The sequence below is a fragment of the Arthrobacter sp. 24S4-2 genome, assembly GCF_005280255.1.
Taxonomy (GTDB): domain Bacteria; phylum Actinomycetota; class Actinomycetes; order Actinomycetales; family Micrococcaceae; genus Arthrobacter.
In genome coordinates this window covers 3,328,585-3,340,415 of sequence record NZ_CP040018.1, presented here as the reverse complement: position 1 = coordinate 3,340,415, position 11,831 = coordinate 3,328,585, and the positions used below count along the sequence as shown (strand labels likewise).

General features: G+C 62.0%; 14 protein-coding genes. 2 read left to right on the top strand and 12 right to left on the bottom strand.

Translation table 11 applies throughout. From position 1 onward, the window contains the following. Positions 1–23: 23 nt before the first annotated feature. The 3 genes from FCN77_RS26005 to FCN77_RS27755 form a co-directional block, all read right to left on the bottom strand. Complete coding sequence (locus tag FCN77_RS26005) at positions 24–296, bottom strand: hypothetical protein (RefSeq protein ID WP_175417276.1); 273 nt, start codon at positions 294–296, stop codon at positions 24–26. A gap of 12 nt (positions 297–308) precedes the next feature. Continuing rightward, positions 309–1,874: an amino acid permease gene (locus tag FCN77_RS15495; protein ID WP_137322991.1), complete on the bottom strand. Its 1,566-nt coding sequence runs from the start codon at positions 1,872–1,874 to the stop codon at positions 309–311. Positions 1,875–1,952: 78 nt separating this feature from the next. After that, positions 1,953–2,915 carry a transposase gene (locus tag FCN77_RS27755; RefSeq protein WP_137322990.1) on the bottom strand — a complete coding sequence of 321 codons (963 nt, stop codon included), beginning with the start codon at positions 2,913–2,915 and terminating at the stop codon, positions 1,953–1,955. Between the two features lie 354 nt (positions 2,916–3,269). On the opposite strand from FCN77_RS27755, the gene FCN77_RS15485 reads away from it, so the two are divergent. Continuing rightward, positions 3,270–3,884, top strand: coding sequence for a carbonic anhydrase (locus FCN77_RS15485; RefSeq protein ID WP_137322989.1), 615 nt, complete (start codon positions 3,270–3,272; stop codon positions 3,882–3,884). Between the two features lie 12 nt (positions 3,885–3,896). Here FCN77_RS15485 and FCN77_RS27015 read toward each other — a convergent pair whose 3' ends face one another. From FCN77_RS27015 to FCN77_RS15465, 4 genes are all read right to left on the bottom strand, one after another. After that, the gene (locus tag FCN77_RS27015; protein WP_254678583.1) at positions 3,897–4,073 is read right to left on the bottom strand and encodes a hypothetical protein; all 177 of its coding nucleotides are present in this window, start codon (positions 4,071–4,073) and stop codon (positions 3,897–3,899) included. A gap of 287 nt (positions 4,074–4,360) precedes the next feature. Further along, positions 4,361–4,666 (bottom strand): hypothetical protein, encoded by a 306-nt coding sequence (locus FCN77_RS15475; RefSeq protein WP_137322988.1) that lies wholly within the window; start codon positions 4,664–4,666, stop codon positions 4,361–4,363. 25 nt (positions 4,667–4,691) lie between these two features. Further along, positions 4,692–5,021, bottom strand: a complete 330-nt coding sequence (locus tag FCN77_RS15470) for an N-acetyltransferase (RefSeq protein ID WP_137322987.1) — start codon at positions 5,019–5,021, stop codon at positions 4,692–4,694. Between the two features lie 232 nt (positions 5,022–5,253). Then, positions 5,254–6,042 (bottom strand): SDR family oxidoreductase, encoded by a 789-nt coding sequence (locus FCN77_RS15465; protein ID WP_137322986.1) that lies wholly within the window; start codon positions 6,040–6,042, stop codon positions 5,254–5,256. A 102-nt stretch (positions 6,043–6,144) separates the two neighbouring features. Here FCN77_RS15465 and FCN77_RS15460 point away from each other — a divergent pair, with 102 nt between their 5' ends. Continuing rightward, on the top strand, positions 6,145–6,771 hold the full coding sequence (locus FCN77_RS15460; RefSeq protein ID WP_137322985.1) for a TetR/AcrR family transcriptional regulator: 627 nt from the start codon (positions 6,145–6,147) through the stop codon (positions 6,769–6,771). Positions 6,772–7,512: 741 nt separating this feature from the next. Here the strand turns inward: FCN77_RS15460 and FCN77_RS15450 are convergent. The 5 genes from FCN77_RS15450 to FCN77_RS15430 form a co-directional block, all read right to left on the bottom strand. Continuing rightward, positions 7,513–8,073 carry a TetR/AcrR family transcriptional regulator gene (locus tag FCN77_RS15450; RefSeq protein ID WP_254679032.1) on the bottom strand — a complete coding sequence of 187 codons (561 nt, stop codon included), beginning with the start codon at positions 8,071–8,073 and terminating at the stop codon, positions 7,513–7,515. A gap of 26 nt (positions 8,074–8,099) precedes the next feature. Continuing rightward, on the bottom strand, positions 8,100–8,510 hold the full coding sequence (locus tag FCN77_RS15445) for a nuclear transport factor 2 family protein (RefSeq protein ID WP_254678582.1): 411 nt from the start codon (positions 8,508–8,510) through the stop codon (positions 8,100–8,102). A 388-nt stretch (positions 8,511–8,898) separates the two neighbouring features. Continuing rightward, positions 8,899–9,216, bottom strand: a complete 318-nt coding sequence (locus tag FCN77_RS15440; RefSeq protein ID WP_137322982.1) for a hypothetical protein — start codon at positions 9,214–9,216, stop codon at positions 8,899–8,901. Positions 9,217–9,842: 626 nt separating this feature from the next. Then, positions 9,843–10,349 (bottom strand): DUF2087 domain-containing protein, encoded by a 507-nt coding sequence (locus FCN77_RS15435; RefSeq protein WP_254678581.1) that lies wholly within the window; start codon positions 10,347–10,349, stop codon positions 9,843–9,845. A gap of 298 nt (positions 10,350–10,647) precedes the next feature. After that, complete coding sequence (locus FCN77_RS15430; protein ID WP_254678580.1) at positions 10,648–11,757, bottom strand: cytochrome P450; 1,110 nt, start codon at positions 11,755–11,757, stop codon at positions 10,648–10,650. Positions 11,758–11,831 lie beyond the last annotated feature (74 nt).

Genomic DNA, 11,831 nt, shown 5'->3' with positions numbered 1-11,831 from the left:
CGACCGGCCGGACATATGGAAAATCAACGTGCTCTCGCAGTGACAGGGACTGAATGAATGCGACGCTCAGACAGAATGTTAGCTATGCCGAGCCGCAACGCTGGCATCAGCTCCGGAAACAGCTTGTCGCCGATCTGCACGTGCAACGCTGGAAAGGTGCCACGATTCATCACGGGAAGATGAGCAACCTGAACCTGCCCACAGAGCTGCTCGGTGCAGCGCCTGCGCACCGGCCGCAGGGCCAGCGTCAGGAGCCCGACGGCGAGCAGTTCAGGATCGCCGTCGGGCCCCTGCATTTTCCGCGGGGGCTACTGCCTGGTGGCGTCGATGGCGGGGCGTTCGGCCACCACCGGGAATGCGCCGGTGTAGCCGGCACGCTCCTTTGCGGCGCGATAGATACTCTTGCGCGCTGCAAACCAGCCGCCCACCAGGGCGGGAACTAGTACCACCAGGGAGGAGAGGACCCAGCGTCCCGTGTCCGAGAAGCCCATGGTTACCAAGACAAAAAGCAGGAACGCGAGGGTCAGGTAGGACGTGAAAGGTGCGCCGATGAGCCTGAACGCCGGGCGTTCAAGTTTCCCTTCGTTTGCCCATTTCTGCAGTTTCATTTGGCAGAGGATGATGGTGGCCCATCCTCCGATGATGCCCAGGGCTGATATCTCCAGCACGATCTCGAAGGCCTCCGAGGGGAATGCGGCGTTCAGCCCGACCCCGAGCAGCGTGATGACCGCCGTGAGAAGGATGCCGCCATATGGCACGCCATGACTGCTCATCTTGGCGGTGAATCCGGGGGCGGAACCGTTGACGGCCATGGAACGCAGGATACGGCCGGTGGAGTACAGGCCAGCGTTGAGGCTTGAGAGTGCCGCGGTGAGGACCACGAAGTTCATGATGGAGGCGGAAGTTGCTCCGGCATCCGGTGAACCTATGTGAGTGAAGAACGTGACAAAGGGCGATTCTCCGGCCTTGTAGGCGGTGAAGGGCAGCAGCAGGGAAAGCAGCAGTACAGAACCTACATAGAAAATGCCGATGCGGAAGACCACTGTGTTCACGGCCTTGGGCATGACTTCCTTGGGCTTTTCCGTCTCGCCCGCGGCCGTACCCACCAGTTCAATGGCGGCATAGGCGAACACGACGCCGCTAACCGCCAACAGGGGCGCAACGGCGCCCATGGGGAACATCCCGCCGTTGTCCGCCATGACGTTGAAACCCGTCGGTCCGATGTCCGTGTGGCCACCGAAGACCAGGAAACAGACCCCGATGATGAGGAACAGCACCAGTGCCGAGACCTTTATTAGCGCGAACCAGAATTCCATTTCGCCGAAGAGTTTGACGGACACAAGGTTCAGCGCCAGAACCACCACCAGCGCCACGAGCGCGATTGCCCATTGCGGCACCGACTGCAGCGGTGCCCAGTAGGGTGCCCAGAACTTAACGTAGAGTGCGACGGCGGTGACATCCACCACCGAGGTCATGGCCCAGTTGAGGAAATAGAGCCAGCCTGCGGCGAAGGCCATCTTTTCGCCATAGAACTCCCGGGCGTATGAAATGAAGGATCCCGAGGACGGCCGGTGAAGGACCAGTTCACCGAGCGCACGGAGGATTAGGAAAGCGAAAAAGCCGCACACCGCGTAGACCAGTATCAGTGCAGGTCCCGAGCCATGAAGACGGCCGCCGGCTCCCATGAACAGGCCGGTGCCGATGGCGCCCCCGATCGCGATCATCTGGATCTGCCGCGGTTTGAGGGTCTTGTGATAGCCGGCGTCTTCGTTGGAGAAGTCCTGGGTAGCAAGTGCCAGGTCGCCCGTGCGTTCCCGTTCGTTTTCAAATTCCTCGGCTGGATCGTGATCCGGCCGAGTTATTACATTGGACATTGTGGTCCCTTTGATTGATTTAGTAATGCCAGAGTTCCGTTTTCCCCGACGCGGACTCCACGTTATGGGCTGTGGGTTTCACAAATATTTCAAGGCGGTTAAGTTACAAATAGCGCATTGTTGCCGACCCTTGCCCAGCCGCATGATCACCTCGGACTTGGCGCATGTTATGGACAAAAGGGACGCATCACTAAAGGCTGTTTGGAACATTTCCTCCAGCAATACAGTCAAACTTGACGACGCCCGGCTGGCCATCTGAGTACGCCAACCTGATTCCACAGCGACGGGCTGATCCAGGACCACCTGAGACCCACGGTTTTGCCACGTAAGAGCGTGTGCGTGGATCATTTGCCATTCGTGTAAGGGCAATGTGGTGCAGGGCTGCGTTGGCTTTCCTGTCGCCGGCCAGGAGCTGGCTGGCAACGGCGGTGCCGACTCCGCGGATCTGGGTGATCGCAGGCGCGTTCTCCGCGGTGATCTGAGCGAGTTCAGTGTCGGCTGCTTCGATCTCCTCGGATGCACTGACGAGCAGGCTCGTGAGCTGAACCTGGACGATGGTACGGGCTTGATCGCACTGGTCCTGGCGGCTCGGATCGCCCGTAATGCCGCGACATAGCCGTCACGTCGCTTTGGGGTTGAGGTTTTCCTCCCAGCCAATGCCGAGTTAGCGGCCTCGTAAGCGTCGATCGGATCCGACTTCCCGCATAGTCCTCGGTGTTGCCTGTTCGGGCGGTTGACTTCGACTACGGCGAGTCCGTGTGAGAGGAGAACCCTGTGAGCTCGGCCCCGTAGGTTCCGGTTCCTTCCACTCCAACGGCGATGACTCTGTCGGCAGCGATGAAGGCGATGATGTCGAGGTAGCCATTCGAAGTGGTCGGGAACTTTTTGATCGCGCAAGTGCTGGCCGTGTTCGCTGATGACCGCAGCGTGATGGGTATCAGCGTGGGTGTCGACTCCGACGATGACACCGGCTGTCTCGTTTGCAATGATGAGAAGGCCTCCTAAGATGGGCAGACCAGACGGTGATGGGACTGTCGTCAAGCTCCCATGAAGTCATACCCGCCTGACCGCCACGCTTGAAGCGGGGCCTGGGCCGGACAAATCATACTCAAGTCAGTCCAACCGGACGTCGGTCAATCTGGGAGTCACACTGACCCGTGCCCCGATTAACAGTGTCACCGTCCACCTGTTTCAGGACCACTGAGACGGGGACAGGCGGCCCTTCGCAACTAAACGCAGATGTGATCTCACCTCGGCCCGGTCAGGTGGACCTAAGCAGGTTCTTTCCCGGTGCGGCCCCACCCGATCGTGGCTTGGAGCAGTTGTTGCAGCCGACGCGGCCACTTAGGCGACACCTCCCTTTGTGCGTCGGTACGCCCCCTTACAGTAAGTAGGGTGAGCAGCAGAATCAGCACGTACGAGGCATGGCAGCGCCTGCTTGACGGCAATGAGCGTTTCGTCTCGGGAGATTCGCTGCACCCGAACCAGAACGCCTCCCGGCGAAGCGAGCTGGTGAACACCCAAAATCCGTTCGCAGTCATCTTTGGCTGCGCGGACTCCCGTCTCGCCGCGGAGATCATCTTCGACGTCGGCCTCGGCGACGTCTTCGTGGTGCGCACAGCCGGGCACGTGATCGACGACGCCGTTCTGGGCTCGCTCGAGTACGCGGTCTCGGTGCTCCACGTCCCGCTGATCGTCGTCCTGGGACATGACAATTGCGGCGCCGTCACGGCCGCGAGAGATGCGGTGGAAACCGGGGAGGTGCCCCAGGGGCACATCCGCGACCTGGTTGAACGGATCACACCGTCCGTGCTGAGGTCGCTGCGTGAGGACAAGACGGACGTCAACGACATGGTCGTCGAACACGTCAAGCAGACCGCGCACCGGCTGCTGGACAGTTCACGGGTGATTTTCGACGCAGTGGACAATTACTCCGCCGCGGTGGTCGGCCTCGCGTACCGGCTCGAAGAGGGCCGGGCGCAGCTCGTCTCCACATCTGGCGTCCTCTAGCTGCCCTTCGCGTCAAACACGCGGCACCCTCCGCCCGGGCACATGCTGCCGGGCGGCGTCCGATCCACACAGCTCGCCGGCGCGGATCATCCGGGCCGCGTCGATGACGGCGGTCAGGCCGGAGAGGCAGAGCTTGTTCACCCGCACGGTGGGCACGTCCCAGCCGATGCCGGCGTCCGGGCCGGCCACGGGATCTTCTGGCAGCCACTCAAATTTCCCGGACGGCCCTGGGCGTGAAAGAAAACCGCCCTAAGGGTCGTCGATGTCGCCCCTGGTGTCCACAAGAGAACTCGATGCTGGTGGGGGGTCGGCGGATCAGTCATCCGTGCGGTGGAACTTGTTCATCATCGGGTTGGAACTCACGAAGGTTTGTTCTTCGGACCTTCCCTTGGCGACAGCGAGTACCCATTCGTCGGCCTCGAGATTGTCATCAACTTTCCGGAATGTCTGGTTTCCTTCGAAGACCAGGCTTGCGGTCAGCCCGCGGCCTGACCCTCGCGGGCCACCTGCTCCAGAATCCTGGCTGTCGGCGACGCCGACATCAGTTGCCCTACCACATCCGGTTTATCCCACACCTGGCTGCGCAGCCGCTCCAGAAAGACGGTCGCAGCTTCCTTGGTGTCGAAGTCAAGGAGCACGGCCACGCTGTTCTGGTCGTCTGTATCCCGGAACACCCGGATAGACCGGGCACCCGAGGCGGCGCGGCCCGCGGGATCGCTGTCGAAGACTTTTTTCCATGCCCCGTAGTCCCGGACCGGATAGCTTATCTGCAGGGTGAACATCTTGGTTCCTTTCCCTCGTGCTATGTCAGAACCACGATAGGCCGTCAACCGTCATCCCGGTAGGGCTGGACGCTGGCCGTGATCCGGTGCTGCGTCGGGAAGCCCGCAGCTGAGTTGCGCCGGCCCTTACGGCGATGTCGTGGAGATGTGCCAAGAGGGCGCCGGCGACACCGCGTCGACCGAACTTGGGAGCGACAAACATCGTGTCGATGCAGCCATCGTCTCCGACGTCGGAGAAGCCGGCGACCTCGGCCGCGATGGTGGCCATGACTTGCGCGGCCTGGTTCCACGTTGCCCCGGTCCCAGTAAGCGCCGAGACGATCGTGGACACGGCAAGAAAAAGCGCCAGAATCATGGGCAGAGCTGCCAGCGTGCAGACGATAGCGGCTGAAACTACGTCAAGGCGCGGTTGATTTGGGGCTACCCGCGTGGATTCGTAGTTCAACCTTTCCCCCTTGGAACCATCCGATTCGCTACCAGATAGCCTCCGTCCCAGAGTCCCAGGGATGAACACGTCCAATAGGACCGGCTCTGCAAGGACGTGTGACGGTGAACGCGATACGGCGCCGCGAAATGCGACCCCGACACTACTCCTGTACTGCTCGGCCGGCGATTGCGAGGGAGATGTGCCGGGGGAGGCGCTGGGCCATTCCGGCAAGCATTCGGTTTCCCCAGCCGGAGACGACGCTTACGGGTGTAGTGCGGCGATCGAGAGCGCGCAGGGCAGTGTCGATGACTTGGCTGGCGCTCTGCAGCCGGCCGACCGCTGCGGCCTGGCTCCCGAGGACGTCGAAGAACTCGGTGCGGGTGGCTCCTGGGCAGAGCGCGAGCACGCGAAGGCCAGATTCCTTCGTCTCGTGTGCCACCGCTTCCGTGAAGCTTAGGACAAAGGCCTTGGTTGCTCCGTAAACCGCCATGCCAGGCACGGGCTGAAATGCGGCGGTGCTGGCCACGTTGATGAGTGCGCCCTTTCCTGTGGAGAGCATGTCCGGGAGGAATGCCCGTGTGGTGTCGACGAGGGAAGCCACGTTGAGGGAGATCTCCGAGGCGATGACCGCGGGGTCTTCCTCGACCAATGGGCCGCGCGTGCCGAAGCCCGCGTTGTTGATCAGGGTGTCGATGCGGATGCCGCGGCCGGTGAGCTCGTCGCGGACTTCCGTTCCGGCTCCGGGACGGCTCAGGTCCTTCGAGAGTGTAGTTATTGAAATGCCGTGGGCGTCGTGCAGCTTCCGGGCGAGGTCCTCAAGCCTGTCGGTCCGCCGTGCGACCAGTACGAGGTTGGCCCCGCGGGCTGCAAATCGTGCGGCGAACTCGGAGCCGAGCCCGGAGCTCGCTCCGGTGATGAGTGCCGTCGTTCCGGTGTAGGTCATGGTCATGTCGAATCCGATCTGTATCGAGGCCGCTTATGTAGCCGATGACAACATAGTAGGCAGTGACATCATTGTTGTCAATGGCTACATACTGGTTATACTGGTCGCATGACCGATCAGCCTTACCATCACGGCAAGCTCCGAGAGGCGTTGCTCGCCCGTGCAACGGAAATCATCGAGGAAGCAGGAGTCGAGGGACTTTCCCTGCGGCAACTCGCGCGTGACCTTGGCGTGAGCCACGCGGCGCCCGGCAAGCACTTCCGGGACAAACAGGCGCTTCTTGATGCCCTGGCCCTTGACGGCTTCCGTGGAATGAACGCCGGAATAATGGGAGCGTCGGAAGCTGCCGGAGACCACCGTTCACGTTTTGTCCGGATCGCGAGGGCCTACGTGGACTTCGCGGTCTCCCACCCGGTCCTGTTGGCCGTGATGCACTCCACCAAGCACCATCCTGATGCCAGCGGTGAACTGCGCAACATCGGCGAAGACGGCATCCGGATCGCCAGGGCGCTCATCGCCGAAGCCCAGGACGCCGGGGAGTTGGCCTCAGGCGACGTCGAGAGGCTCGCGCTCGTATGCTTCGTGAGCCTCCACGGGGCCGCAATGCTAGCGGCCGGCAACCTCCTCGATGGAGCATCCGTGGACGATTTGACCCTTGCGACAACCGATCTGCTGTGGGCAGGAATGGTCGCAGGCGTGCCCACCGCCCAAGGAGCCCCGGGAGTCGGCGCTTGAGTGAGGCCACCGAGAAGGGGCTGGCACAGGGAATGGCGGTCACACTCAATTGGATTGATCGACGGCGATGCCGGAACAGCCAACGCTCTTGTGGATGAGTTCGTCCATCCTCTGACTTGAATCTCCGGCGGGGTCATGGGCCAGCTCGGGCCTATTCGATGGAAAGCGATTCGGGGGTCCCCAAGAACCGACACGGTATCGACTTCGCGGAATTCATGCATCCGTTGCAGGGCTCGCTCCTCGGAGCCGGCATCCCGGTTGCGTAGCAGCCGCTGGAGTCGGTTTGGTTATGCCTGCGTGGGGTCAGTTGCCGCTGAGGCTAGCTCTGCCGTCCTGATCGCGCTGGTTCCCGATCCTGGAGGGCAGTTTCACTTCGCCCGGATCCAGATCAGGTCGTACACGTGGTGGAGTCCGGTATTCGGAGGCGCTGGACGAACTAAGTCTGGAGATGCTGCCCGGTGGGCCTTTCCCGACTCTCTTGAAGATGGTCTGCGAGCATTGGCGGCCTAGACAATCCCTTGACCATGCAGCGCGACGAGGCGTGACGTCTTAGCTCATGAGCCACCTCGCGATGGTCGGCATCCCCCTCGGCAGAGACGCCACCTCAATCCTCGAGGGTGCGCTCTGATGGTCATCGTTATCACAGGCATCATGGCCGCAGGGAAGTCCACCGTGGCCCAGATCCTCGCCGAGAGACTGCGGCCCAGCATGGGCTTCTTCGTGCCGGGGCTGCGGTTTGCGCTACCGCAGGCCGCACTCCTTCAACAGTCGGTCCTCCAGGCGCTGAAGGATCGCCGCAAATCGGCTTGGATCGTTTAGTGCCCTGCAGAGGACCAGGGCGCCCTGGATGCCGGAGACGACTTCCTCTGCCAGTTCTTGAGGATGGTCTGAATGCCCGCCCTCTTCCAGGGCCTGCCGCAGCGCCTCGGTCCAGTCAACAAAGTAGCCCCTGATCTGCTTTTCGAATTTGTCCCTCTCGGCCCCCAAGGAGAAAGCACCAACGAGGCAAATTCGATGTCCTGACTCAAAGTAACCGATGACGTTCGTGAACATCAGAGACAGTCGCTCGTCCAGCGGCGCGGCCGACTTCAGAGGAGCAAATATTCTTGCCTGAAACCATCCTCTGACATCCAAGAGAACCGCTTCTGCCATCTCCTCCTTACCACCGGGGAAGAAGTTGTAGAGGCTCCCCTTGCCCAGCCCTGTCGCCTGGGAGATTTCCGAAAGGCTCGCTCCAGCGAAACCGGAAGAGCGGAACACATCGGCCAGAAGCGGTACGACGTCTGCCCGCGTGGAGATCATTCTGGGCACGAGGAGCCCCTTTCTACTCAAAGGCCGAGTTCACTCAGGCCCGGATGGCCCTCCGGACGGGGACCGCCCAGGTCCCAGTGAAACTTCCGCTCAGACTCACTGATGACGACGTCGTTAATGCTCGCATGCCGCCACCGCATCAGCCCGCACTCGTCGAACTGCCAGTTCTCATTACCGTGGGAACGGATCCATTGCCCGTCCTGGTCTTGCCATTCATACACGAAACGGACCGCGATCCTGTCGCCCTCGTAGGCCCAGAGTTCCTTGACCAGGCGATATTCCTGTTCACGAGTCCACTTGTCGGTCAGCAGCTGGATGATCTGCTCGCGCCCCTGGACGAACGTGGATCGATTTCGCCACCAACTGTCCTCGGTATAGGCCATGGCCACTTTCCGAGGGTCGCGGGTGTTCCAGCCATTTTCTGCCAAGCGCACCTTTTCGATGGCGGATTCGAGTGTAAACGGGGGACTGGGGGCCTGGTGTCCATGGCTTCATCCTTACAATAGTCTCGATTTGTACCGATCGGTACATGTTTTACCGTACGGTACAAAGGTCGCGAACGCAACCCCTGCTGACCCGTTGTTATTCCTCCTGACTCGGTGGCCGTTCTTGCCTCATGGGTCGTTTTTGATCTCTCCCTGAATGTCTGTAGCGGGACTACACTCGAACAATTCGATTGCGGGATCCTGTGGTGGAAAAATTGACGAGCGCTGACAAGCGGAGTGCGGGATCAGGTCCTGGACGTGGATCGGTGGCTTCCGTCGTCTCCGCTGTGGCTGGTCCTGTGCTGGCGTGTAGTTCCCACGCTATTCACTATCAGCCTCGAACCCAGTTGAGCAGGTGCGTGGAGGCGGCGTTGGCCACCGTCAGCGTCACGGGTGCATTCACGATGGGCAGTGGGACCGCCATGATGCCCTGGTGGCCGGAGAGTTCCAAGACCCCGCCGTCAATGATGGCCCGCAGCTCGGAGCCCTCGTCGGCCGGCAGGAACGCGTCGGCGAAGTCCGCGCTCCCGGCCGCCGTGACCCGGATGCCGTCCCCGTCGTCGGGCAGTGTCTCGAAAACTGCCGCGCTGACCTGCTCCCGGTAGCCCGGTCGGGAGTACGTCGCGAGGTCTACGTGCGGGGTGGCCACCAGAGCATCGCCGTCGAGCGTCAGCGTGTGCGGGATGCTCCATGCGCTGGCCCACTGCCCTTCCGGGCTGATGACGGCGCGCCGTCCCTGTCCCGGAAAAAGGAAGGGGCGAAGTCGCCGGAGCTTGGGAAGACGCCTGACTTCGGGGCGTTCTGCGTCAACTCCTCCCTGGCACGGACCATGCCCTCGGGCCTGAGGACCAGCGCGCCGGCACATACAAGGCACCGCTCATTTGGGGGTCTCGCCCTGATCTTCGTGGCACCGCCGTCCAGCTGGGCATGGTTTGTTCTGATCCCCTGGTGCGGGGCAACAGCACGGACGACGGCGGGAGGCCCCGCTGTCGTCCGGTATTGGTGCCGTCGCACTGGGCCAGGTGCGCCCCCTGCCGAGGCGCTATCGCGGAAGTACTACGGCAGCCGGCATCGCCGCCGACGCGGCAGCCGGCATCGCCGCCGACGCGCCAGCCGGCATCGCCGCCGACGCGCCAGCCGGCATCGCCGCCGACGCGCCAGCCGGGGTTGCCGCTGGGCCAGATGACGGGCGGCCTTGCCAGTTCAACGCGAGTTCGGCGCTTCATTGGTTCGTGCAGCGTCAACGCTCCGTGCCTCCAGCGAAAAGCCGCCGTCCTATCTTTCTTCCGGCCGGGAGTAGGAGGAGCCCGAGGGGGTCCGTTCCAGCAGTCCGAAGTCAATCAAGTAGCGGCGCAGCACAACGACATCATCGGTGTAGCTGAGGAGTTTTTCGTTAACCTGTTTTTCGGTAAGGTCTTCGCCCGGCTTAATGGCTTCGCTCACAAGCCAGGCGAGGAGCTCCCGCCGTTCCGCCATGTTGGCCGGGTATCTCTCGATCCTGCCGAGACGCATGAAGCGGGCCAATCCGGTCTGCGCTTGTCTCCGGGGTTGTTGCGTGAGAAGGTCGCGGAAGATCGCCTCGGACGCATCCAGTCCGTTGGCAGCATTCCGTTCGATGAGCCCAGACTCAAGCAGGGCTGCGATGGCCCGGTTTCGCCGTTGGTCATTCAGATCAGCAACCACGTCGGGAAGCTTGGTGCCGAGCACTATTTGCGCGTAAGCGGTCCGCGCGTCGTTGTTGGCGAGCGCCGCCACGACTCGCCGCCAGTGCGGTCCGCTCATCCTCGTCCTTCCAGCCACAGCGTCTTCCTCACTCTTCGTGTGCCTGCGCCTGTGCTGGTCACCGTGTGCTTGGTCAACAGGCAAAATCGTAGTCCCGCAGGGGTGTGACCGAAACTGCAGCAATGTTGCAAGTACCGCCTGCAACCTTGCGACGCCGGACCCTTGGTCCGCCTCATCACCACGCAAGACCGACATGTGCCCCATACGGTCAGTACCGTCGTCGTAACACCAGACTGGTAATCGGGCAGGGGCGACTATTCCGCTGATATCCGGCGTGAGTCATGCTCTGTCGTCCGGCTCAGCCTGCCTGCCAGCTGACAGGGAGCGCCTTGACTCCGTAGACGATGGTGCTGTCCATCCGCTCAAGCCGCGACCCTGGGGTGAGTGTCAGTCCGGGCAGGCGGGACAGAACGGCCTGCAGCGCGATCCTGGCCTCAAGTCTGGCGAGAGGGGCGCCGAGACAGAAGTGAATGCCCTGGCCGAAGGCGAGATGCCGGCTGGGCCCGCGGTCGATATCGAACTGATCAGCCCGCTCGAAGTGCCGCTCATCACGGTTTGCCGAGCCGATCCAGGCCACCAGCGGGGCGCCGGCCGGAACCTGAAGGCCGCCCAACAGGGTGTCGGCAGCCGTCACCCGGTACATGGACTGGACCGGGGAACGATAACGCAGCACTTCTTCTATCGCCAGCGGCAGCAGCGACGGCTCGGCCAGCAGTCGTTCAATTGTTCCGGGCCCTTCGGCGAAACTTAGAACAGCATTGCCTATGAGGTTGGTAGTCGTTTCATTCCCGGCTACGAGCAGCAGGCTGCAGAAGCCCAGCAGTTCGGCCACGCTCAGCTTCTGCCCGTCAATCTCGGCGGAGAGCAGGTTGCTGATCAAGTCATTGCCGGGCCGGCTCCGACGCCGTTCTATCAGGTCCAGGAAGTATCCGGCCATCTCCACGTTAGTGTCGTGATGGTCGGCATTCTCCGGTCCGGTACGCGTTTGGCTGACGATGACATCGGACCACTGCTTGAAGCGGTCACGGTCATCGGGAGGTATGCCCATGAGCTCTGCTATCACGATCACGGGCAGAGGGTACGCCAACCCCGCGATAAGGTCTGCTGTTCCGGTGGAAGCGATCCCGTCCAGCAACTGTTCCGTGAGATGTGAGATGCGTGGAGCAAGCGCATCCACTGCCTTCGGCGTGAACGCCTGGGTCACCAGGGAGCGCAACTGCCGGTGCCGGGGCGGATCAGTGGTGATCAAACTCGCGGCGAACAGTTGGCCTGCCTCCGAGGGATCGTCGCCGCCCATCCTTGAGGAAAACGCAGCATGTTCGGAAAGCACACGTTGCACGTCGTCGTACCTGAAGACGTGCCAGCTCCCGGATTGCTCGTCATGGAAGACAGGGGCGGTGTCCCTCATCCTCCGGTAGTGGGGAAAAGGGTCAAGCGTTTGCTTGCTATCCGATCCAAAGTCCATGGCTGGCCTCTCTGCTC

Coding starts and splice junctions, on each gene's coding strand:
- FCN77_RS26005 (WP_175417276.1), bottom strand. CDS start 296: ATGCAGGGGCCCGACGGCGATCCTGAACTGCTCGCCGTCGGGCTCCTG.
- FCN77_RS15495 (WP_137322991.1), bottom strand. CDS start 1,874: ATGTCCAATGTAATAACTCGGCCGGATCACGATCCAGCCGAGGAATTT.
- FCN77_RS15475 (WP_137322988.1), bottom strand. CDS start 4,666: ATGTTCACCCTGCAGATAAGCTATCCGGTCCGGGACTACGGGGCATGG.
- FCN77_RS15470 (WP_137322987.1), bottom strand. CDS start 5,021: ATGATTCTGGCGCTTTTTCTTGCCGTGTCCACGATCGTCTCGGCGCTT.
- FCN77_RS15465 (WP_137322986.1), bottom strand. CDS start 6,042: ATGACCATGACCTACACCGGAACGACGGCACTCATCACCGGAGCGAGC.
- FCN77_RS15460 (WP_137322985.1), top strand. CDS start 6,145: ATGACCGATCAGCCTTACCATCACGGCAAGCTCCGAGAGGCGTTGCTC.
- FCN77_RS15450 (WP_254679032.1), bottom strand. CDS start 8,073: ATGATCTCCACGCGGGCAGACGTCGTACCGCTTCTGGCCGATGTGTTC.
- FCN77_RS15435 (WP_254678581.1), bottom strand. CDS start 10,349: ATGAGCGGACCGCACTGGCGGCGAGTCGTGGCGGCGCTCGCCAACAAC.
- FCN77_RS15430 (WP_254678580.1), bottom strand. CDS start 11,757: ATGAGGGACACCGCCCCTGTCTTCCATGACGAGCAATCCGGGAGCTGG.